Origin of the sequence: Agromyces sp. NPDC056389 (genome assembly GCF_042262385.1) — a bacterium.
Lineage (GTDB): Bacteria > Actinomycetota > Actinomycetes > Actinomycetales > Microbacteriaceae > Agromyces.
Map to the genome: position 1 here is coordinate 710,922 of NZ_JBHJPN010000001.1, position 22,865 is coordinate 733,786.

Sequence of the window (22,865 nt, forward strand, 5' to 3'; positions counted from 1 at the left end):
CCACGGCTACTGCCGCGGCCGCCAGGCGCCGGGCGCGCTCAGGCGCCGGGCGCGCTCAGGCGCCGGGCGCGCTCAGCGGCTGCCGCGTGCGTACCCGCCGTCGATGAGCTCGGCGATCAGGTCGGGGTAGGCGAGCCCCGACTGCTGCCAGCACGTCGGGAACATCGAGATGGGCGTGAAGCCCGGCATCGTGTTGATCTCGTTCACGACGAAGCCCTCGTCGGTCAGGAACACGTCGACGCGAGCGAGTCCCTCGCCGCCGATCGCCTCGAACGCGTGGCGCGCGACGCGCTGCAGCTCGAAGAGCTCGCCGTCGCCGAGCTCGGCCGGGCAGATCAGCTCGACGCCGGGAGCGTCGAGGTACTTCGCCTCGAAGTCGTAGAACTCGCGGCCGGTCACGACGACCTCGCCGGCGACGCTCACGCGAACGGATGCCCCGGCGCCGCCGAGCACGCCGCATTCGATCTCACGTCCCATGACCGCGGCCTCGACGAGCACGGTGCCGTCTTCGGCGAAGGCGGTCTCGAGGGCGGCGTCGAGCTCCGACCAGTCGGCCACCTTCGTGACGCCGACCGAGGAGCCGGCGCGTGCGGGCTTCACGAACACCGGCAGGCCGAGCGCCTTGGTGCGCCGCTCCCACAGCTCGCGGTTCTCGTCGAGTGAGGATCGGGTGAGCGTCACCCACGGCGCCACCGCGATGCCGGCGCCCTCGAGCACGGTCTTCGTGAAGTGCTTGTCCATGCCGATCGACGAGGCGAGCACGCCGTTGCCGACGTAGGGCAGGCCGAGGAGCTCGAGCAGCCCCTGCACCGTGCCGTCTTCGCCGAAGCGACCGTGCAGGATCGGGAAGACCACGTCGACGTCGCCGAGCGAGCGCTCGCCCGAAGCATCCGTCACTCGAAGTTCGCGCGACGACGCGCTCTCGGGCCAGCGCACCCGGCTGCCGTTGTCGACGACCTCGGGCAGGTGCGCCGGGTCGAGGGCGAAGCGGTCGGGGTCGTCGGACTCGAGCACGAACGCGCCGTCGTGGGTGATCCCGACCGGGATCACCTGGTACCGGCTACGGTCGATCGCCCGCAGCACCCCGCCCGCCGTTGCGCAGCTGATCGAATGCTCGCTGGAACGCCCTCCGAACAGCAGAACCACTCTGAGCTTGTCCATCGATCGTCCTTTCGCCCTGCGGCTCGTCGTCTGTCGTGAGGTGGGGCGCGATGTCCTTCGGATCGAGGGTGCCCGCGAGCACCTGCCGAACCTGTTCGACGATGGGCATGTCGACGCCCATCGCACGCGCCAGTTCGAGGATCGGCCCGACCGATGCGAGCCCCTCGGTGGTCTGCTGCATCTGATTGACGACGTCGTTCAGGTGGTAGCCCTGGCCGAGCAGCCGCCCGGCGGTGTTGTTGCGCGAGAGCGGCGACTGGCTCGTCGCGATGAGGTCGCCGAGCCCCGCGAGACCGGCGAGGGTCTCGGGGTGGGCCCCGTAGGCGACCGCGAAGTCCGTCATCTCGACGAGGCCGCGGGTGATGATCGACGCCTTCGTGTTCTCGCCGTAGCCCACGCCGTCGACGATGCCGATCGCGACGGCTATGAGGTTCTTCAGCACGCCGCCGAACTCGGTGCCGATCACGTCGGTGTTCACGAACGAGCGGAAGTACCGGTTGCGGGCGACGGATGCCACGGCCTGGGCCGTCTCGAGACTCGTCGACGACACGACGGCGGCCGTCGGCTGCTCCTTCGCGATCTCGAGCGCGAGGTTCGGCCCCGAGATCACCGCGATCTGCGCGGGGTCGATGCGCAGCACCTCGGCGATGACCTCACTCATGCGCTTGCCGGTCGACTTCTCGACGCCCTTCATGAGCGAGACGACGGATGCCTGTGCGTGCAGGTGCGGCGCGATGACCGCGAGGTTCTCGCGCAGCGATTGGCTCGGCACCGAGATGTAGACCTGCTCCGCGCCGGCGAGCGCGAGATCGAGTCGGCTCGTCGCCCGGAGCCCGAGCGGCAGGTTGACACCGGGGAGGTAGTCGCTGTTCCGCTTGGCCTCCTGGATCTCGCGTGCGAGCTCGGGGCGCCGCGCCCACAGCACGACGTCGGCGCCGCCGTCGGCGAGGATCTTCGCGAACGTCGTGCCCCAGCTGCCGGCGCCGAGGACGGCGACGCGCTTGCCTACTGCCTTGCGGCCGGACTTGGCGGGAACTCTAGTCTTCAAGGCGACCGGTCTCCTTCTGGCCGTGCTGCGTCGGATCCCAACGCTCGGCCGGCGCCGGCTCGCCGCGGAGCTCTGCGAGCAGCTCCGCGATCGCGTCCATGAGCTCGCCGGTCGCCGCGAGGAGCGTGCGCTGGTCGAGCGGCTTGCCTCGGTAGGCGCTGAGGTCGAGCGGTTCGCCGATGATGACGTCGATCGTCTTGCGCGGGAACGGGTGGAGCTTCTTGCCGTAGCGCGGCATGAGCTCCTGCGTGCCCCAATGAGCAGCGGGGATGATCGGGATGTCGCGCTCGAGCGCGATGCGCACCGCGCCCGTCTTGCCCCGCATCGGCCACAGGTCGGGGTCGCGGGTGAGCGAGCCCTCGGGGTAGACGACCACCATGCGGCCCTTCTCGACGAGCTCCTCGGCTGCGCGGAGGGCCCGGTGGCTCTTGCTCCCTGCCCGCTCGACCGGGATCTGCCCGGAGGTGCGCAGGAGCCAGCCCAGCACGGGGTTCTTGAAGAGCGACGCCTTCGCGAGGAACCTCGGCGCGCGGCCGAGCTTCCAGACGGCTGCGCCCATCACGAGCGGGTCGATCTCGCTGTAGTGGTTCGGCGCGAGCACGAACGCACCCGACTGGGGCATCCGCTCGCGATGGTGGAACCGATAGCGGACCGCGAGGCTCAGCGGCGGGAGGGCGATGGCGGCGAGCAACCAGAAGAACGACGGTCGGCGGGTCTCCGAACGTGACTTCACGGGGCTCGTCGAGGGAGTGTCGTCGTGTGGCACTCCCCCATTATCCTTCGAGTTCGAAGTCCGCCCCGAGGAGCTCCAGCTTCGTGATGAAGTTCTCGTACCCGCGCGCGATGATCCCGACGTTCGAGACGGTCGAGCGGCCGTCGGCCGTGAGTGCCGCGATGAGGTGGCTGAAGCCGCCGCGAAGATCTGGCACCTCGATGTCGGCGCCCGTGAGCTTCGTCGGGCCCGAGATGATCGCCGAGTGCTTGAAGTTGCGCTGCCCGAAGCGGCAGGCCGCCGAGCCGAGGCACTCCTTGTGCACGTCGATCGATGCGCCCATCTCGACGAGCGCGTCGACGAAGCCGAACCGCTGCTCGTAGACGGTCTCGTGCACGATGGAGACGCCCTTCGCCTTCGTGAGGGCGACCACGAGCGGCTGCTGCCAGTCGGTCATGAAGCCAGGGTGCACGTCGGTCTCGATGATCACGGGCTTCAGCTCGCCACCAGGGTGGAAGAAGCGGATGCCGTCCTCTTCGATCTCGAAGGCACCGCCGACCTTGCGGAAGACGTTGAGGAAGGTGAGCATCTCGGGCTGGCGCGCGCCGCCCACGAAGATGTCACCCTCGGTCGCGAGCGCCGCAGCGGCCCAACTCGCGGCCTCGTTGCGGTCGAAGAGCGCGCGGTGCGTGTAGCCGTCGAGCTTCTCGACGCCCTCGATGCGGATGACCCGGTCGGTGTCGACCGTGATGATGGCGCCCATCTTCTGCAGGATGTTGATGAGATCCATGATCTCGGGCTCGATCGCCGCGCCCGAGAGCTCGGTGATGCCGTCTGCGAGCACCGCGGTCAGCAGCACCTGCTCGGTCGCCCCGACGCTCGGGTAGGGCAGCGACACCTTGGCGCCGTGCAGGCCGCCCGGCGCCGACATGCGGATGCCGCTCGGCAGCTTCTCGACGATGGCGCCGAAGTTGCGCAGCACCTCGAGGTGGTAGTCGATCGGACGGTCGCCGATGCGGCACCCACCGAGGTCTGGGATGAACGCCTCGCCGAGCCGGTGCAACAGCGGGCCGCAGAACAGGATCGGAATGCGGCTGGAACCCGCGTGCGCGTCGATGTCGGCCATGTGCGCGGTCTCGACCGCCGAAGGGTCGAGGATGAGCTCGCCCTCGACGCCCTGCGTCACGCTCACGCCGTGCACTTCGAGGAGGCCGCGGACGATCCGGACATCGCTGATGTTCGGAACGTCCTTCAGCACGCTCGGAGTGTCGCCGAGGATGGCCGCGACCATCGCCTTCGTGACGAGGTTCTTCGCGCCCTTCAACTCGATGCGACCGCGGAGCGGCTTGCCACCGTTGATCGTGATCTTGTCGACGTTCAACCCGACTGCCGTTCCATGGTTCTTGGCATCTTGCCCGAGTGTGTTCACAGACTCCCTGATTCCGCCGGCTCCCGGATGGGGAGCGTCTTCGGCCGCCACGACTCTCGATGAGACTCGAACTCGGCGATTGCTGCTTCATCTCTGAGGGTGAGCCCGATGTCATCGAGCCCCTCGAGCAGCCTCCACCGAGTGTAGTCGTCGATCTCGAACGGCACCTTCAGCGACCCTACGGTCACTGTTCGCTCAACCAGATCGACCGTCACCGCTATTCCCGGGTCGGCCTCGACGACCTCCCAGAGCCGCTCGACGTCTTCGTAGGCGACCTGTGCGGCGAGCAGCCCCTGCTTGCCGGCGTTGCCCCGGAAGATGTCGCCGAACCGCGAGCTGATGACGACGTCGAAGCCGAAGTCGCGCAGCGCCCACACCGCGTGCTCACGGCTCGAACCGGTGCCGAAGTCGGGGCCCGCGATCAGCACCTTCACGCCCTGGTGCTCGGGGCGGTTGAGCACGAAGTCGGGGTCCTGGCGCCACGCGTAGAAGAGGGCGTCGTCGAATCCGGTCTTCGTGACGCGCTTGAGGAAGACGGCCGGAATGATCTGGTCGGTGTCGACATTCGATCGGCGCAACGGCGCCGCGGTGCCGGTGACGGCGGAGATCTTCTCCATGATCAGTGCCCCTCCCCTTCGGTCTGCAGATCCCACGGGCTCGACAGCGTGCCGCGGATGGCGGTGGCGGCGGCGACGAGCGGCGACACGAGGTGCGTGCGGCCGCCCTTGCCCTGGCGCCCCTCGAAGTTGCGGTTGGAAGTCGAGGCGCAGCGCTCGCCCGGTGCCAGCTGGTCGGGGTTCATGCCGAGGCACATCGAGCAGCCAGCGAAGCGCCATTCGGCACCGAAATCGGTGAAGACCTTGTCGAGCCCCTCGGCCTCGGCCTCGAGCCGGACGCGAGCCGAACCGGGCACGACCATGACGCGCACGCCCTCGGCCTTCTGCTTGCCCTTGATGATCGATGCGAAGGCCCGCAGGTCCTCGATGCGGCTGTTGGTGCACGAGCCCATGAAGACGGCGTCGACCGGGATCTCCTTCAGCGGCGTGCCGGGCTCGAGCGCCATGTACTCGAGCGCGCGCTCGGCGGCGGCCCGCTCGTGCTGGTCGTCGATCGCTGCGGGGTCGGGCACGGTCTCGGAGAGCGAGACGCCCTGACCGGGGTTCGTGCCCCAGGTCACGAAGGGCTCGAGCGTGTCGGCGTCGATGAACACCTCGGCGTCGAACTCGGCGCCCGCATCGGTCGCGAGCGTGTCCCAGTAGGCGACGGCGGCGTCCCAGTCGGCGCCCGACGGTGCGTGGTCTCGGCCCTCGAGGTACGCGTACGTCGTGGCATCCGGCGCCACCATCCCGGCGCGCGCACCCGCCTCGATCGACATGTTGCAGATCGTCATGCGGCCGTCCATCGACAAGGCTCGGATCGCACTGCCGCGGTACTCCAGCACGTATCCCTGACCGCCGCCCGTGCCGATCTTGGCGATCACCGCGAGGATGATGTCCTTCGCGGTGACTCCGGGGCGCAACGTGCCCTCGACGTTGATCGCCATGGTCTTGAAGGGCTTCAGCGGCAGGGTCTGCGTTGCGAGCACGTGCTCGACCTCGCTCGTGCCGATTCCGAACGCCATGGCGCCGAACGCGCCGTGCGTCGAGGTGTGCGAGTCGCCGCAGACCACCGTGATGCCCGGCTGCGTCAGGCCGAGCTGCGGGCCGACGACGTGCACGATGCCCTGCTCCTTGTCGCCGAGCGAGTGCAGGCGGATCCCGAACTCGGCGGCGTTGCGGCGCAGCGTCTCGATCTGCGTGCGGCTCGTCAGGTCGGCGATCGGCTTGTCGATGTCGAGCGTCGGGGTGTTGTGGTCCTCGGTCGCGATCGTCAGGTCGGGCCGGCGCACCGGGCGACCGGCCATGCGCAGGCCGTCGAAGGCCTGCGGGCTCGTCACCTCGTGCACGAGGTGCAGGTCGATGTAGATCAGGTCGGGCGTGCCGTCTTCGCCCTGTTTGACGAGGTGGGCGTTCCACACCTTCTCGGCCAGGGTGCGCGGGCGTTCAGCCGCCGCGACAGCGACGTTCGTGGGTGCTGTGTTCATGCGTTCGTCTTCCTCAGGTCCAGGGGTCAGCCGACGACAGACTCCGCGGCGGGGAAGGCCTCAGAACGAAGCCCCGCCGCGGCAACGAAGGAGAAGTCGTGCGCGCACAACTTCAGGCTAACACCTCGGAAACGTCGGCCCTGCCAGATGTCGGCGAACGGTCAGGCGCGCTCGACGCGCACCGCGAAGGTGCCGAGTTCGAACCGATCGCCCGGCGAGAGCACGACGCGCTCACCCGGATCGAGGTCGCGCTCGACGCCGTGCGCATCGGTCACGAGCACGCCATTGGTCGAGTGCAGGTCGGTGATCGAGAGCTCCGCACCCTCGAGGTCGACGATCGCGTGGGTCTTCGACACCGACTTCGCGGCGTCGACGACGGGAACCAGCACCGCGTGCGGGCGCACCGGCACGGGCGCGGGATCGCGGCCGAGCACGAGCGACCCGCCGACCTGGAACCGCTGACCGTCGTCGAGCGAGAGGATCCACGGGCCGTGCGGCACGGCCTGGGCCTCGGGCACGACCGGCTGCGGCGGCGGGGCGGGTGCCACCGGCGTGAACGTCGGGAAAGCGGCCGGCGCCACGGCGGGCGCAGGCCGCGGCGGCGCCTCGACCGTGTCTGGTATCAACCCCGGAGGCGGAACGATGAACCCCTCGTGCTCCACGGCTCCACTCTAGGCGAGCACGCGGCGGCGCCGCAGCCCCGCGTCATCCTGTTGCGGGTGCTGCGGCCTCGCCGCCGGGCTTCGCGCGCCCGGCTGTCTTCGCCGGCGTGGTCGGTGCGGCTCCGGAGATGTCCACCTTCGCCCAGTCCCGCTTCGAACGGATGCGGAAACGGCTGAACAGGCGCCTGAGGCGACCGGATGCCGCGCGCGCGAGTCCGACGGACTCGAGGGCCGCACTCCAGCTCTCGTCGACGACCGATTGCTCGATCTCCTGGCCTCCGAAGACCGCCCGGTCGGTGGCATCGGCCAACGGCATCACCCGGATACCGCTCGCGGGCCCGTCGGCCCGGACGACGCGAACCGGACCGGTGTCGGTGTGCGTTCCTCGGGCGTCGCCGAGCCCCTGCTCGCGCAGCTGACGCTCGATCACGGCGGCGACCTGCCGGCGGCTCCCGGCGCGAGGCACGTCGAAGCCGAGCTCTGCGAACTCGTCGGTCATCTCGTCCCAGGCTCCGGCGACGCGCCGGTCTCCGGTTCCCCGGTTCCGGCGCCGCTGTCGACGACGCGCCTTGATCGCGGCGATCACGAGCATCGCTCCGAAGCACAGGAGCAACGGAATGCCGACCACCCCCGCCGTGACCCATGCCCACAGCGGGATGGCGAACGGCTGGTTCTTCTTCTCGTCGTCGCTGTCGTCGATCTCGACCGCGGTGAGCAGGTCCTCGTCCTCGTTGTCGCTACGCGGGGGCTGGCGCACCTGGGGCTGCGGCTCCGACTTCGGCTTCGGCGTCTGGTCCTGCGGGATGTCGGTCTCGTCGGGCGTGGGGTGGAACGCCACCCAGCCGACGTCGTCGAACGCGACCTCGACCCAGGCCGTGACGTCGTCGCCGACGACCTCGACCGAATCGGCGTCTTCACCGATCTCGGGGGCGAAGCCCATGACGACTCGCGCCGGGTACCCGAGGTACCTGGCCATGAGGGCCATGGCGGAGGCGTACTGCTCCTCGTCGCCGACCATCTGGCTCCGCGTGAACAGCTCGATCATGCGGTCGGCTCCATGCCCGGCGCGGGACGGCACGGAGTCGGAGGCGAGGCCGTGACTCAGGAATCCCTGGGTCTTCAGCGCCGTCTCGATCGCGCGCAGCTGCTCGATGGGGCTCTCGGCGCCACCGGCGAACTCCTGCGCCTTCGCGACGACGACATCGGGCGTGTTCTCCACCGGAGCAAGGTCGATCTGGGCCGCGGGAGTGTCGACGAGGTCGTCGTCGTCGACACCCTTCTGCAGCGTCGCGTCGATCGTGTACCGGTATCCCTCGTCGACCCCGCTCGTGAGCACCGCGGTGCCGGTCGACGGGTTGTAGCGGAGGTCGCCCGCCCCGGCGACGCTTTCGGCGTCGTCGAAGCTCAGTCGGGTCGGATACCCGACGCCCGGCAGCCAGACGTCGTCGTAGTCGGCGATCTCGATCTCCGCCGTACGGTCACCGCCCGCGCGCATGAGGTCGGGCAGCGGCAGCGTCTCGCCGACGAGCTCGAAGCCGCCGTCGGACGAGGCCATGTCGTCGGGCCCGGCGACGTTCCAGAGCCGGCCGTCGTACGAGTCCATGCTCGCGAGCCGGATCACGTCGCCCGGCTCGAGTCCGGTTGCCGTGAAGATCGGCGTGTCGGCGAGGTCCTTCGTGTAGGCACGGAACCCCGCGAGCGGGCTCGGGAACGCGAGCGGATCGAACGGCGGCGTGATCTCCTCGCGCAGCACGAAACGATCGGGCTGCGTCGGGGCGAGCGCGGTTCCCGCGAGCGCACCGACGAGTACCGCGCCGGTGACGAGCATGCCGGTACCGGCGAGCTTGCGGCGCTGGAGTCGATTCGCTCCTCCCTCGCCCGCCGCCGGAACGGCGTGCCGGCGCCAACCGAGCCAGATGAGTGCGATCGCGGCGAACGCGACGCCGCGGACCCCCGCGAAATAGGTCTCGTCGGTGCCGAGCAGGATGCCGGAGAGGAAGAGCAGGGCCGGGCCGATGAGCAGCACGCTCGACCGGAGCGGCGACCGACGCACCGCGAGCCAGCGGCTCGCGAGCATCGTGCCGACCAGTGCGACGAGCCACGTCGCGAAGTACGGCACGACCGGGATGTAGTACGGGGCCTCGACCGGAGTCTGGAGCGTGACGATGTCCGCCCAGCCCCAGACGGCACCGAGCGCGAGCCCCGCGAGCGTCTCGAGGCTCGGCACCGCACCGAACAACGACTGGGCCGGCATCGTCAGCGCACTGCCGAACAGGAAGTAACCGAGGAGCGCGGCCAGCACGTTGGTGACGACGCCGAGCCGGAGCACGTAGCCGAGCACGCCGAACGCGGTGCCCACGACGAGACCGCCGATGCCGGCGACCAGGAAGTTGTAGTCGCCGAACGAGGTCTCGTAGCCGATCACGCCGAGGAGCGACAGGACCGAGATGATCGCCACGTCGGGCCATGCCCGCGCCGGGAACGGCCGTGTGACGGACTGCGCGGCGGGAGCCGTGGGGACGGACTGGGCAGGAGTCGTGGATTCGGTCACGGCCGCACCCTCCGCATCACCCTGGGCAGATCGCCGATCGCACCGATCGTGACGACGGTGAGCCCGGAGACCTTCGCGATCCGCGACGGCGCACCGAACTCGGCACGGAATCCGATGGTCTGCGTGTCGAGGCCGAAGACGCTCTCGGCAGCGCGGAAGTCGGCGAGCGGCACCTGCGAGCCTCCGACGATCATGACCACGCTCGGCGGCGGGAGACGCTTCGTCGCGTCCCTCGCGAAGTCTCGCAGGTTCGCGTGGTCGCCCGAGGTCTCGACCAGGCGCGAGGTGTCGTCGAGCAGCGACGTCGGGGTGGCGGTGGAGAGGGGCATCCGCTCGCTCACGATGCTCATCCTGGTTCCATCGCGCACGACCTGGACTCCGATCGACGCAGTGATGGAGATGGCGAGCTCGAACTCGTCTTCGGAGACATATGCGGCGCGATCGGTCGTGTGCACGATCGTCAGCTGCGAGCGACGCGTCTCCTCGAACTGCCGGACCATCAACTGGCCGGTGCGCGCCGAGGTCCGCCAGTGCACGTTTCGCAGGGCGTCGCCCGGCTCGTACGAACGCAGGGCGTGGAAGGAGATGTCGTCGTTCGTGATCGTCTTCGTGACCTCGCCCTCGAGGTCGCGGACCAGGCCGGAGGCGCTCGGTGCCAGCCGCGCCGTCACAGGGTGCACGAAGAGCTCGACCTCATCGGTCCATCGCACGGTGCGTCGAAGCAGCCCGAGCTGGTCGCCGCGCACCGTGATGGCCGGACCCGCCACGATGACCGCGCGTCGATGCGTCGGCACGGCGAAGAGCTCGTCGTGCTCGGCCCCCGGCGCGAGCACCGGAACGACGAACTCGGCGACAGCGCCGCCGACCGGCAGCTCCATACGCGACGGGATCGAGGACTTCGCCGCGATGTTCGTCACCAGCATGCGGCCGAGCGCCCGCTCGCCAGCGACGACGCGGTGCGGGTTCAGCTCGATGTGCACGCTGAAGTTCGCCCGGCCGAAGACGAACGCGACCGCCACGAGCAGCGCCGCGGCGAGCGTCGCGCCGACGAATCCGAACTCGATCCAGCCGAAGACACGGCTCAGTGCGAATGCCACGACCGCGCCGGCGAGCACGATCCAGCCGAGGGGCGAGATCACGCTCGTGACCGGCGCCGCGAACCCGAACACGCGGCCGAGGGCCTGCGCCGACAGCCGCAACGCGTTCCGCACGCCGCCCGCGACGGCGCGCCACAGACCCCGCAGGGCGATGGCGGCCTGCGAGGGCACGTGCGGAGCGGTCTCTGTGCGTTCGGGCATGGCGGCACTCGTCATGCCATCGCGCAGAGGAGCCGTCTGGCGTTCGGGCGCGGCGGATTTCGTCATGCCGCGCGGTAGGCGGGGGGTTCGATGTCGACCAGGACGCGGCTCACGATGTCTTCAGCGGTGACGCCGGCGAAGTCCGATTCGGGGTCGACGATGATGCGGTGCGCGAGCACGGGCACGGCGAGCTCCCGCACGTCGTCGGGCGTCACGTAGGTGCGGCCCTGCGACAGCGCCCACGTCTTGACGGCACGCGCGAGCGCGAGCGCGCCGCGCATGCTGACGCCGAGGGTCGAGTCCTTGTGCGAGCGCGTCGCGGTCACGATGTGGTTGAGGTACGCGAGCACGGATGCGTCGACGAACACCTCGGAGGCCAGTTGGGCCATCGCCGCCACCGAGCCCGGGGCGATGATCGGCGAGACCTTCGACGCACGGGCCCGGTTCGACGAGTCGAGGAGCAGCGCGACCGCAGTGTTGTGGTCGGGGTAGCCGAGCGAGGTCTTGATCAGGAATCGGTCGAGCTGCGCCTCGGGGAGTGTGTAGGTACCCGCCTGCTCGACGGGGTTCTGGGTCGCGATGACCATGAACGGACGACCGACGTCGTGGCTCACGCCGTCGACGGTGACCCGCCCCTCCTCCATGACCTCGAGGAGCGCCGACTGCGTCTTCGGGCTCGCTCGGTTGATCTCGTCGGCGAGCACGATCGAGGCGAAGATCGGGCCCTTGTGGAACTCGAAGACGCCCTTGCCCTGATCGTAGATCGTCACGCCGGTGACATCCGACGGCAGCAGGTCGGGGGTGAACTGGATGCGCGAGTTCGAGCCGTCGAGCGTGTTGGCGAGCGCCTTGGCGAGCACCGTCTTGCCAGTGCCCGGTACGTCTTCGAGGAGCACGTGGCCGTCGCTGAGCAATGCCATCACGACGAGCCGGATGACCTCGCGCTTGCCGAGGATCGCCTGGTCGACATTGTCGACGAGCTTCGCGAAGGCGTCGGCGAACCAATCCGCCTGTTCCTGTGTCACTGCCATGTTTGCTCCTCTGAGGTATTCGGGCTGTGTTGGTGGCACGGGGTCACCACGTGTTGAATCCGATGCTGTTCCACTGGGCACCGCTGATCGCACCCAGTGTCACCGAGGTGCCGCCGCCGATGTCCTCGAACCGTACGGCGACGGTGTCGTTGCGGATTCCGAGGTGATTCTGCAATTGGAGTCGACCACTCGCACCGAGGTTGTTGTACGTGCCCTTGTAGGAGCCCACGGCGGAACCCCCGGCCAGCGCATAGACCCTGTAGTTGCCCGGGTCGAGATTATTCCAGGTGATGCGTACTTCGGCGCACCCGCTTCCGCCGCTCTGGCACCCGATGCTCGGGCCCTTGCCGATCGAACCCGATGGCTGCGGGGGCGGCGGGTCGTTGACCACGGTCGACGCGCTGTCTCCCGGCCCGGCATTGCCGCTGCCCTTGTTGATCGCCTGCACTTCGACGGTCCAGGTTCCGGCGCCAGCTCCGCCCGTGGACGCCGACGTCGAGCTCGTCCCGTTCCAGCCGCCGCCGTTCAGTCGCCACCGGTACTCGATCGCTCCGCCGCCGGTGTCCGACGGTGCAGCCCACCGCATGGTCAGCGTCGCCGGGGCGTCACCGCTCTTCGAGATCGTCACGGTCCGGGGCGCGCTCGGCGTGCCGTACGGGGTCACCGTGTTGCTGCCCGACGACGCCGCCGAACTCCCGATCTTGTTCCTCGCGGTGACGGTGAACGAATAGGCCTGTCCGTTCGTCAGATTCGGGATCGCCTGGTACGTGCCGGCAGCACTGACGGGGAACGTCTTGCTCCCACCGGACCAGCTCACGGTGTAGTCGAGAATCGGCGAATTGTTGGTCGCCGGCGTCTGCCACCGTACCGAGGCCGAGGCGTCGCCGGCGGTGGCTTGCGGCGCTGCAGGGGCATCGGGCGCAGCGCGCACGATCACCGTGACACGGCCCTGCACCTCGCGCGCCGGATCCTTGGTGCCGTCCTGCACCCGATAGACGATGCTCAACTCCCCCGTGAAGGTGGGCCCGGTCTTCGCGGTGATGCCCGTCGAGGTGAAGCTCACGGTCGCGGTGCTGCCCACCGACAGCTGGTCGATCTGCGCGTCGACCACGCGGAGCGGGGTTCCCTCCGCCTCGAATGGGTTGAGGTCGTTGGCGAGCACGTCGATCGTCTGCGAGTCGCTGCGCAGCATCTCGATGGGCCCGTCGTCGCGTGGCACTGCCTTGGGTCGCGAGGAACTCACGACCTCGACGTCGATCGAGCCGGGCACCGAGAACTCCTTGTAATCGACGGTGAAGGTCAACGTGGTCTTCGTTCCGGGCTGCACGCCGAGCGGCGAGCTCACCGTGAGCATCGAGCCGCTGATACCGGCCGAGAAGTCGGCGTTCTGGCCCTGGAGGCCGTTGTACGAGAGCTCCTGCAGCACCTTGTCGCTCGGGTGGCCGCTCGACTGGCGCAGGTCGATCTGCTGCGGGGCCTCACCGGCTTCGATCTTCATCGAACGTGGAGTGAAGGTCGGCGGCACGTCTTCGAAGTTCGGGTCGCCGACGGTGACGGGGATCGTCAGGAACGCCTTGCGGCCCTTCGGATCGCTCGCGCTCTCGCCGTCGGTGACCTCGAAGGTCACCGCGGACTGGCCACGGAAGTCTTTTGCCGGCTTGTAGGTCAAGGTGGAGGCGTCGGTCATCGGCGACGAGCCGTCACCGTTCGTCGACGTCGCGGAGAGGATGCGCGCGGGCTTGCCCGACGGCACGATCACGATATCGCCCACACTCCACGAGATGGTGCCGTTCATCCGAACGATCTGCGGGCCGAGTTCCGCGAGATACGGCGGAGGGAACGTCTCTTCGGCTTCCTTCTTCTCCGCATCGTCGGGGTCGGTCTTCGGCGGCACGATCACGAATGCCATCGCCGTGAGCTCGTCGACCTCGTTCGTGAGTCGATAGGCGATCGCCTGGCGCTTCGAGGTCGGCGTGACCTTGACGGTCCCGTCGGTCATGACCTCGGCGTTCTCGGAATTGGGGCCCTCGACGGTCACCACGAGGTCCTCGACGAGGCCACCGGGGTTCTGCGCGTCCTTCAGCGGGTCGACGGTGACTGAGCTCTTGTCGGCCACCTGCTTGGGTTCGACGACCTGGTCGTGCGCGGTCGGCGGCTCGATCTTCGCGTCTTCGGTCACGAGGACCTGGATGAACGCACCGTCGGCGCCGCCGTGCCCGTTCGTGATCTCGTACCTGACCGAGTTGCCGCCCTCTGCGTCAGGTGCCTCGACGAGCACCCGGTTGTTCTTCACGCTCGCGGTGAGGCCCTCGCCCACCTCGGGCAGCTTCTTCGCGACCTTGATGGGATACCCGCTCGGGTCGGAGTCGTTGGCGAGCACGTCGATCGCCGCGCGGCGACCGGGTCGCAGTTCGACGACGTCGTCGACGGCATTCGGCGGAAGCGCCTCTGCGGGACGTGGGATCACGCCGATGCGGATCGTGCCGGTCGCGGACTTGCCGGCGGTGTCGGCCACCTCGTAGGTGAAGGACTCGGTGCCTGCCGACCCCGCGTAGGCCTCGTAGCTGATGTGCGTGCTGCCGATGTCGACGATCTTGCCGAGCGAGGGCGGGGTCGTGATGCCGACGAGCGTGACGGAGTCGCCGTCGGGGTCGATGCCGTCGAGCGGAACGTCGATCTTGACCGCGGTGCCCTCGAAGGTGCGCGAGGTGAGCGGCAACGGCAACGGCGCCCGATTGCCCTTCGCATCGGGGCCGACGACCGTGAAGCGCACGACCGCGGAGGCGGACTGCTCGTAGTCGTCGAAGACCCGGTAGGAGGCGGTGTAGACGCCGGGCTCACTCGGCGCCTGATAGCGCACGGTGTCGTCGGCGGTGAAGACGAGACCGCCGGCTCCGCTCACGTCCACGAGCTCGGCATCGAGCGTGAGCGGCGCCGCATCGGGGTGGTAGTCGTTCTCGAGCACCGGCACGGTGACGATGTCGCCCGCGCGCACCGTCACCGAGTCATCCGTCGCCACGGGCGGCTGGTGCTTGACGAGCGGCGGCACGGGCACGACGGTCACGGTGCTCGTCGAACTCGCGATGCCGTCGGAGACCGTGTACTCGAACTGGAGCTGCTGGGTGATCGCCTCGGAGGCCGTGATGCGCGCGACGGTGTTGTTGAGCACCTCGACCGAGAGCAGGTCGCCGGATGCCTCGGTGTCGACGGTCTGCACCGCGAGCACGCGCCCGCTCGGCGACACGTCGTTGGTGAGCATCGCCAGCGTCGTCGGCTCGCCGGGGCGGAGGTACGCCGTGTCCTTGACCGCGATCGGCGGCGGCGACTCCCCCGGGACCTCCTTGACGTCGACGCGGATGAGCCCGACGCTCGTTGCAGCACCGGCACCGAGGTTGTAGAGGAAGATGTGGCTGCCGACCTGGTCGGAGCTGAACGAGATCACACCTCGATCGAGGTTCGGCGTGATGGTCGCGGCTGAGGAGGCGTTCTCGACGCCGAGGAGCGCCAGCGGTTCCCCCGACGGGCTCAGGTCGTTCACGAGGGGCTCGACCACGACGGTCTCACCGGCGAACACCTCGGCGAAGTCGGGGGTCCCGACGGGGTTCAGCGCGCCCGGCTCCTTGACGTCGACGGTGAGCACCCCGGCCGAGGTCAGCGTGCCGTCGGAGACGACGAACTGCACCTCCTTCGGTCCGAGTTCGCCCGTCTTGTGCTCGAATGTGACGAAACCGTCGGGCGCGAAGCGCACGGAGTCACCGCTCGTCGGCGAAGCGCTCACGAGGAAGACGTCGTCGCCGTCGGGGTCGAGCCAGTCGGCGAGCACGTTGTAGCCCATCGACTTGCCCTGCTCGACGCTGATCGCACCCTCGCGAATGGCGACGGGAGCGTTGTTCTCGGCAACCGGCCGGATCGTCACGTCGACCTGGGCCTGCGCCACGCCCAGCCTGCCGTCGTCGGCGGTGTACTGGAACGACACCGTGCCCGCGGCACCCGGAGCAGGGGTGAACTGCAGGGCACGACCCCCGTCGATGACCTCGAGACGGCCCGATTGCTCCGAGATCTCGCTGATGTTCGTCGCGGTGAGCACGTCGCCGTCGGGGTCGGTGTCGTTCTCGAGGATCTCGAGCACGGTGGTGCGGCCGGGACGGACGCCGAAGGCATCGTCGCGCGCAGTGGGCGGACGGTTGGTCTCGCTGCGCTCGGCCAGCGTGTCTTCGAAGGTCTGCTGCGAGGCCTTCTCGTCGCCCTCTTCGGCGTCGGTCTCGTCGGGCGGCGTCACCTCGTCCCAGTTGTCGACCAACCGCATGTTGGAGTCGACGAGCCACACGTTGCCGTTCGACAGGTTGTTCAGGGCGATGACACTGCGGTTCACCCGGAACTCGAGTCGCGAGCCTGTCGTGACCTGTTCGATCGACTGCACCTCGGGCTTCTGCCCGTCGCACACGTTGACGTATCGGCCGACGCCCGCCCATGCCCCGTGGGCGCAGCCGTCGAGCCAGACGGGGCTCGAGACATCCGCCCCAGACACAGGGGCGTCGATGTCGGCGGCGATGACGTCGACGTCGCCACCGCCGAGCGGCACCTTCAACAACGAGTCCCCCGTCGCGAGCAGTACCGAGTCGGTCTCGACGCCGACCTGCTGGATCTTGAGGGCCGTCTCCTCGAGCTTCCGAGCGGTGCCGCCGATGACGACGGCATTCTCGTCGGTGTCGAGCACCACCGGCTCATCGCCCACCACCGACAATTGGTGCTCGCCGATCGCCGGCAGGTCGCTCATCTCGGGGTCGGCGCCGGGCGATTCGACCTTCACGAGTTCGTCGTCCTCTGCGGAACTCGCGAAGACCACGCCCTCCTTGGAGACCGCGACGTGGGAGCCCTTGCCGAGCTGGGCGGCCGGCTCGGTGTCGGCCGGGTTCAACTGGAGCTCGCCGGCCGCGCTCGTGACCCAGAGCTCACCCTTCGGCGAGAGGATCGCGAGCGTCTCGCCGCCGTGCGCGACCTCCGACCCCGGGGGCGCGGCGACGCCCTGCCCCAACGTCGTGAACGCCGGGTCGATGCGCTCGATCGAGCCGAGGCTCTCGTCGTAGAGGAAGACGTCCTCTCCGTCTTGCAGCACGTCGAACGCGTTCGACGCCGTGTTCACCGCGGCATCGAGCTCCTCGATCTGCCGATTGAGCCGGCCCGCGAGCAGCTCTTTTCCGTTGGTGACCCAGACCTCGCGCGCCGCGAGATCGACATCGGTCACCGGAAAACCCTGATGAAGCACCGCGAAGGTCAGCGGAACGCCGGCGAGCAAGGTGATCGCGACGGTCGAGGCTGCGGCCTTGCGCGTGCGCAACCACGACGCCATGGCACTCACCGGTCACTCCCCTGATCGTGGTTCGAAGCTCGATACGGCGTCGAAGCTGTACCCCACACCGGGGTACACGCTAACACGACCGCGTTCCGCCTCGGCATGGGGAGGACTCCCCACGTAAAGACGATCGCGCCCGCACCCTCCCTAGTTCCTGAAGTCCATGTGATTGCTCTCGTGGCCGCCGACCGTCGCCCAGACGTTCGAGTAGCCGCACCATCCGCTCCCGGCGCTCCAACTTCCGTGGTTCGAGCCCTTGCCGTCGGGCCCGATCGCGATCGTCGTCTCCCGGAAGTACCCGCCGTCGCAGTAGGTGACGAGTCGTTGCGACGTGTTCGGAGGGAACCACGAGACATCCACGTTGTAGTAGTAGCCGCTGTCCTGCGCCGTGCCCTTGCTGAGAGTGACCGACGGCGGCGGTTGCGTCGCGGCCGTGGTGTTCGACAGCGTCCACGGTCCGCAGCCCCCGGCGTTGCACGCTTGGACCTTGAAGTTGTGCTGGAATCCGATTCCGGCATCGCCATTGATGGAGAGTGCGGAAATGGACCCCGACTTCACGCTGTTCAACACGAACTGCCAGTTGTAATAGGTGACCGTGCTTCCGTTGGCGGGCGCAGCACCCCACGTCAGCTTGAGTGCGCCGGATCCGTCGCTCGAGGCCCAGAGGTTCGCCCATGGCGGGGCCCCCGGCTTGCCGAAGGGCGTCACGGAGTCGCTCGTCGGCGACGGGGCCGAGACGCCGATCTTGTTCGTCGCAGTCACGGTGAAGCTGTACGCCGTGCCGTTCCTGAGACCCGTGATCGTCTGCGCCGAGCCGGCCGCAGAGGCGCCGAATGTGGCACTGCCGCCCGACCAGCTCACCGTGTACCCGGTGATCGGCGAGTTGTTGCTCGCCGGAGCATTCCAGCGCACGGTCGCAGATTCGTCTCCGGTCGTCACCGCCGGCTTGCCCGGCGCATCAGGCGCGGCACGCACGATGACCGTCGCACGACCCTGCACCTCGCGTGTCGGATCCTTGGTGCCGTCCTGGACGCGATACACGATGCTCAACTCGCCCGTGAACGATGGTCCGGTCTTCACCGAGATGTCCGTCGCAGTGAAGCTCACGCTCGCGGCGGAGCCGACCGAATCCTGGTCGATCTTGGCGTCGATGATGCGCAGCGGGGTGTCTTCGGCGGCGAACGGGTTGATGTCGTTCGCGAGCACATCGAGCTTCAGCGTCTGCGAGCGCAGCATCTCCTCGGGTCCGTCATCGCGCGCCTGCGCCTTCGGCCGAGACGAGGTCACGACCTCGACGTCGATCGAGCCCGGCACCGAGAACTCCTTGTAGTCGACCGTGAAGGTCAGCGTCGTCTTCGTGCCCGGCTGCACGCCGAGCGGGGCGCCGACGGACAGCATCGAACCGCTGATGCCCGCCTGGAAATCGGCGGTCTGCCCCTGGAGGCCGTTGTACGAGAGCTCCTGCAGCACCTTGTCGCTCGGGTGCCCGCTCGACTGGCGCAGGTCGACCGCCTGCGGCTTCTCGCCCGCCTCGAGCTTGATGCTCCGCGGCGTGAAGGTCGGCGGCACATCCTCGAAGTTGGGGTCGCCGACGGTCACCGGGATCGTGAGGAATGCCTTCTTGCCCTTGGGATCACCGGCGCTCTCGCCATCGGTGACCTCGAAGGTCACGGTCGCCTGACCGCGGAAGTCCTTCGCCGGCTTGAACGTGAGCGTCGACGCATCCGTCATCGGCGACGACCCGTCGCTGTTCGATGCCGTCGCGGAGAGGATGCGCGCGGGCTTGCCCGACGGCACGATCACGATGTCGCCGGCGTTCCACGAGATGGTGCCGTTCATGCGGACGATCTGCGGGCCGAGTTCCGCGAGGTAGGGCGGTGGGAAGGTCTGCTCCTCGTCCTTCTTCTCCGCCTCGTCGGGGTCGGTTTTCGGCGGCACGATGATGAATGCCATCGCCGTGAGGTCGTCGACGTCGTTCGTGAGTCGATAGGCGATCGCCTGGCGCTTCGAGGTCGGCGTGACCTTGACGGTGCCGTCGGTCATGACTTCGGCGTTGTCGGCGTTCGGGCCCTCGACGGTCACCACGAGGTCCTCGACGAGGCCGCCCGGGTTCTGCGCGTCCTTCAGCGGGTCGACCGTGACGGAGCCCTTGTCCACGACCTGCTTCGGCTCGACCACCTGATCGCGCGCGGTCGGGGGCTCGATCTTCGCGTCCTTCGCGACGAGGACCTGGATGAACGCGCCGTCGGCGCCGCCGTGCCCGTTCGTGATCTCGTACCTGACCGAGTTGCCGCCCTCGAAGTCGGGGGCCTCGACGAGCACGCGATTGTTCTTCACGCTCGCGGTGAGTCCTTCGCCCACCTCTGGCAGCTTCTTCTGCACCTTGATCGGGTAGCCGCTCGGGTCGGAGTCGTTGGCGAGCACGTCGATGGCCGCGCGGCGACCGGGTCGCAGTTCGACGACGTCGTCGACGGCATTCGGCGGGAGTGCTTCGGTGGGACGTGGGATCACGCCGATGCGGATCGTTCCCGTCGCGGTCTTGCCCGCCGTGTCGGCGACCTCGTAGGTGAACGATTCGGTGCCGGCCGACCCGGCATGCGCCTCGTAGCTGATGTGCGTGCTGCCGGTCTCGACGATTCGACCGAGCGAGGGCGGGGTCGTGATGCCGACGAGCGTGACGGAGTCGCCGTCGGGGTCGATACCGTCGAGCGGAACGTCGATCTCGACCGCGGTGCCCTCGAAGGTGCGTGAGGTGAGCGGCAACGGCAGCGGCGGCCGGTTGGACTTGGCATCCGGGCCCACGACGGTGAATCGCACCGTCGCCGTCGCCGTCTGATCGTAGTCATCGAGGATTCGATACCCGACCGTGTAGACCCCGGGTTCATCAGGCGCCTGGAACCGCACCGCGTCTTCGGCGACGAATGCGAGACCGACGGCGGCGGAGGTGTCGGCGAGCTCGCGGTCGAGAGTCAGGGGCGCGGCGTCAGGGTGGTAGTCGTTCTCGAGCACCGGCACGGTCGCGATGTCGCCTGCGCGAACCGTGATCGCATCGTCGACCGCGACGGGCGGCTGGTGCTTGACGAGCGGCGGCACGGGCACGACGGTCACGGTGCTCGTCGAACTCGCGATGCCGTCGGAGACCGTGTACTCGAACTGGAGCTGCTGGGTGATCGCCTCGGACGCGGTGATGCGCGTCACCGCGTTGTTCAGCACCTCGACCGAGAGCAGGTCGCCGGATGCCTCGGTGTCGACGGTCTGCACCGCGAGCACGCGTCCGCTCGGCGACACGTCGTTCACGAGCACCGGCAGCGTCGTCGGCTCGCCGGGACGGAGGTAGGCGATGTCCTTCACCGCGATCGGCGGCGACGACTCTCCCGGGACCTCCTTGACGTCGACGCGGATGAGCCCGACGCTCGTCGCGGCGCCGGCACCGAGGTTGTAGAGGAAGATGTGGCTGCCGACCTGGTCGGAGCTGAACGAGATCGCACCGCGTTCGAGGTTCGGGGTGACAGCAGCCCCCGACGGGGAATCGGCCACTCCGAGCAGCGCCAGCGGCTCCCCCGATGGGCTCAAATCGTTCACGAGGGGTTCGATGAGGGCGGTCTCGCCCACGAACACCTCGGCGAAGTCGGGGGTCCCGACGGGATTCAGCGCGCCCGGCTCCTTGACGTCGACGGTGAGCACCCCGGCCGAGGTCAGCGTGCCGTCGGAGACGACGAACTGCACCTCCTTCGTGCCGAGCTCCCCCGTCTTGTGCTCGAAGGTGACGAAACCGTCGGGCGCGAAGCGCACGGAGTCACCGCTCGTCGGCGAAGCGCTCACGAGGAAGACGTCGTCACCGTCGGGGTCGAGCCAGTCGCTGAGCACGTTGTAGCCCATCGACTTGCCCTGTTCGACGCTGATCGCGCCCTCCCGGATGGCGACGGGAGCGGTGTTCTCCTCCGTCGGCCGGATCGTCACGTCGACCTGGGCCTGCGCCACGCCCAGCCTGCCGTCGTCGGCGGTGTACTGGAACGAGACCGTGCCTGCGGCACCCGGAGCAGGGGTGAACTGCAGGGCACGACCTCCGTCGATCACCTCGAGACGGCCCGATTGCTCGGGGATCTCGCTGATGTTCGTCGCGGTGAGCACGTCGCCGTCGGGGTCGGTGTCGTTCTCGAGCACCTCGAGGAGCGTCGTGCGCCCGGGACGGACTCCGAATGCGTCATCCCGCGCTGTCGGGGGTCGGTTCGCCTCGCTGCGTTCCGCGAGCGTGTCTTCGAAGGTCTGCTGGGATGCCTTCTCATCGCCCTCTTCGGCGTCGGTCTCGTCGGGCGGCGTCACCTCGTCCCAGTTGTCGACGAGACGCAGGTTCGAGTCGACGAGCCACACGTTGCCGTTCGACAGGTTGTTCAGGGCGATCACGCTGCGGTTCACCCGGAACTCGAGTCGCGAGCCCGCCGTGACCTGTTCGATGGTCTGCAAGATCGGCTTCTGCCCGTCGCACACGTTCACGTAGCGACCCGCCCCCGCCCAGGCGCCGTGCGCGCAGCCATCGAGCCCGACGGGGCTCGAGACGCCATCAGACGTCGCCGGTGCATCGACATCGGCGGAGATCACCTCGGCGTCCCCACCGGAGAGCGGTACGCGCACGAGTGCGTCGCCCGTGGCGAGCAGCACGGTGTCGCTCTCGGCTCCCACCTGCTGGATCTTCAGTGCGGTCTCGGCGAGTTCATGCACCGACCCGTCGATGATGAGCGCGTTCTGATCGGTGTCGAGGATGACGGGCTCGTCGCCCACGATGGACAGTTGATGGTCAGCGATGGCCGGGAGATCGGTCGATTGGGCCTCGGCACCGGGCGACGCGATGCGGAGGAGTTCGCCGTCCTTCGCGGAACTCGCGTAGACCACGCCGTCCTTCGACACCGCCACATGTGCACCGGCGCCGAGTCTCGCGGCCGGCTCCGTGTCGGCCGGGTTCAACTGGAGCTCGCCGGCCGCGCTCGTGACCCAGAGCTCACCCTTCGGCGAGAGGATCGCGAGCGTCTCGCCGCCATGGGCGACCTCCGACCCCGGAGGCGCGGCGACGCCCTGCCCCAACGTCGTGAACGCCGGATCGATGCGCTCGATCGAGCCGAGGCTCTCGTCGTAGAGGAAGACGTCCTCACCGTCCTGCAGCACATCGAACGCGTTCGACGCCGTGTTCACCGCGGCATCGAGCTCCTCGATCTGCCGATTGAGCCGGCCCGCGAGCAGCTCTTTTCCATTGGTGACCCAGACCTCGCGCGCCGCGAGATCGACATCGGTCACCGGAAAACCCTGATGAAGCACCGCGAAGGTCAGCGGAACGCCGGCGAGCAAGGTGATCGCGACGGTCGAGGCTGCGGCCTTGCGCGTGCGCACCCACGATGTGAAGGTACCCACTCGGACGTTCCCCTACTCTGCTCGGCCCCGGATCGGCGCCGAGCCAGACCCCACACCGGGGTACACGGTAACACGGCCGCCGCGAGCGTCCACATGGGGAGAACTCCCCTCGACGAATCGCGAGATGTTCGGTG

The 22,865-nt window shown here is 68.6% G+C and carries 12 protein-coding genes; all 12 read right to left on the reverse strand.

Annotated elements, in window-relative coordinates; translation table 11 throughout:
- Nucleotides 1-72: 72 nt before the first annotated feature.
- Nucleotides 73-1,161: a D-alanine--D-alanine ligase family protein gene (locus ACFCVM_RS03420; RefSeq protein WP_375833858.1), complete on the reverse strand. Its 1,089-nt coding sequence runs from the start codon at nucleotides 1,159-1,161 to the stop codon at nucleotides 73-75.
- The gene (locus tag ACFCVM_RS03425) at nucleotides 1,061-2,209 is read right to left on the reverse strand and encodes an NAD(P)H-dependent glycerol-3-phosphate dehydrogenase (RefSeq protein WP_375833861.1); all 1,149 of its coding nucleotides are present in this window, start codon (nucleotides 2,207-2,209) and stop codon (nucleotides 1,061-1,063) included. The genes ACFCVM_RS03420 and ACFCVM_RS03425 overlap by 101 nt, the downstream gene beginning before the upstream one ends.
- A complete protein-coding gene (locus ACFCVM_RS03430; RefSeq protein ID WP_375833863.1) occupies nucleotides 2,199-2,942 on the reverse strand; it encodes a lysophospholipid acyltransferase family protein in 744 nt (247 codons plus the stop codon). The genes ACFCVM_RS03425 and ACFCVM_RS03430 overlap by 11 nt, the downstream gene beginning before the upstream one ends.
- 40 nt (nucleotides 2,943-2,982) lie before the next feature.
- Nucleotides 2,983-4,350 carry a UDP-N-acetylglucosamine 1-carboxyvinyltransferase gene (gene murA / locus ACFCVM_RS03435; RefSeq protein WP_375833865.1) on the reverse strand — a complete coding sequence of 456 codons (1,368 nt, stop codon included), beginning with the start codon at nucleotides 4,348-4,350 and terminating at the stop codon, nucleotides 2,983-2,985.
- Nucleotides 4,347-4,967: a 3-isopropylmalate dehydratase small subunit gene (leuD, locus tag ACFCVM_RS03440; protein WP_375833867.1), complete on the reverse strand. Its 621-nt coding sequence runs from the start codon at nucleotides 4,965-4,967 to the stop codon at nucleotides 4,347-4,349. The genes murA and leuD overlap by 4 nt, the downstream gene beginning before the upstream one ends.
- Nucleotides 4,968-4,969: 2 nt before the next feature.
- Entirely contained in the window at nucleotides 4,970-6,433 is a 1,464-nt protein-coding gene (gene leuC / locus ACFCVM_RS03445) for a 3-isopropylmalate dehydratase large subunit (RefSeq protein WP_375833870.1), read from the reverse strand.
- A 161-nt stretch (nucleotides 6,434-6,594) separates the two neighbouring features.
- A complete protein-coding gene (locus ACFCVM_RS03450) occupies nucleotides 6,595-7,095 on the reverse strand; it encodes an FHA domain-containing protein (RefSeq protein WP_375833873.1) in 501 nt (166 codons plus the stop codon).
- 43 nt (nucleotides 7,096-7,138) lie between these two features.
- Nucleotides 7,139-9,646 (reverse strand): transglutaminase domain-containing protein, encoded by a 2,508-nt coding sequence (locus tag ACFCVM_RS03455; RefSeq protein ID WP_375833876.1) that lies wholly within the window; start codon nucleotides 9,644-9,646, stop codon nucleotides 7,139-7,141.
- Complete coding sequence (locus tag ACFCVM_RS03460) at nucleotides 9,643-10,944, reverse strand: DUF58 domain-containing protein (protein ID WP_375833878.1); 1,302 nt, start codon at nucleotides 10,942-10,944, stop codon at nucleotides 9,643-9,645. Before ACFCVM_RS03460 ends, ACFCVM_RS03455 begins: the two co-directional genes overlap by 4 nt.
- 62 nt (nucleotides 10,945-11,006) lie before the next feature.
- Nucleotides 11,007-11,975 (reverse strand): AAA family ATPase, encoded by a 969-nt coding sequence (locus ACFCVM_RS03465; protein ID WP_375833881.1) that lies wholly within the window; start codon nucleotides 11,973-11,975, stop codon nucleotides 11,007-11,009.
- A 43-nt stretch (nucleotides 11,976-12,018) separates the two neighbouring features.
- The gene (locus ACFCVM_RS03470; protein WP_375836645.1) at nucleotides 12,019-17,325 is read right to left on the reverse strand and encodes an Ig-like domain-containing protein; all 5,307 of its coding nucleotides are present in this window, start codon (nucleotides 17,323-17,325) and stop codon (nucleotides 12,019-12,021) included.
- Between the two features lie 150 nt (nucleotides 17,326-17,475).
- Nucleotides 17,476-22,731, reverse strand: a complete 5,256-nt coding sequence (locus ACFCVM_RS03475; RefSeq protein ID WP_375833883.1) for an Ig-like domain-containing protein — start codon at nucleotides 22,729-22,731, stop codon at nucleotides 17,476-17,478.
- Between the last annotated feature and the right edge of the window lie 134 nt (nucleotides 22,732-22,865).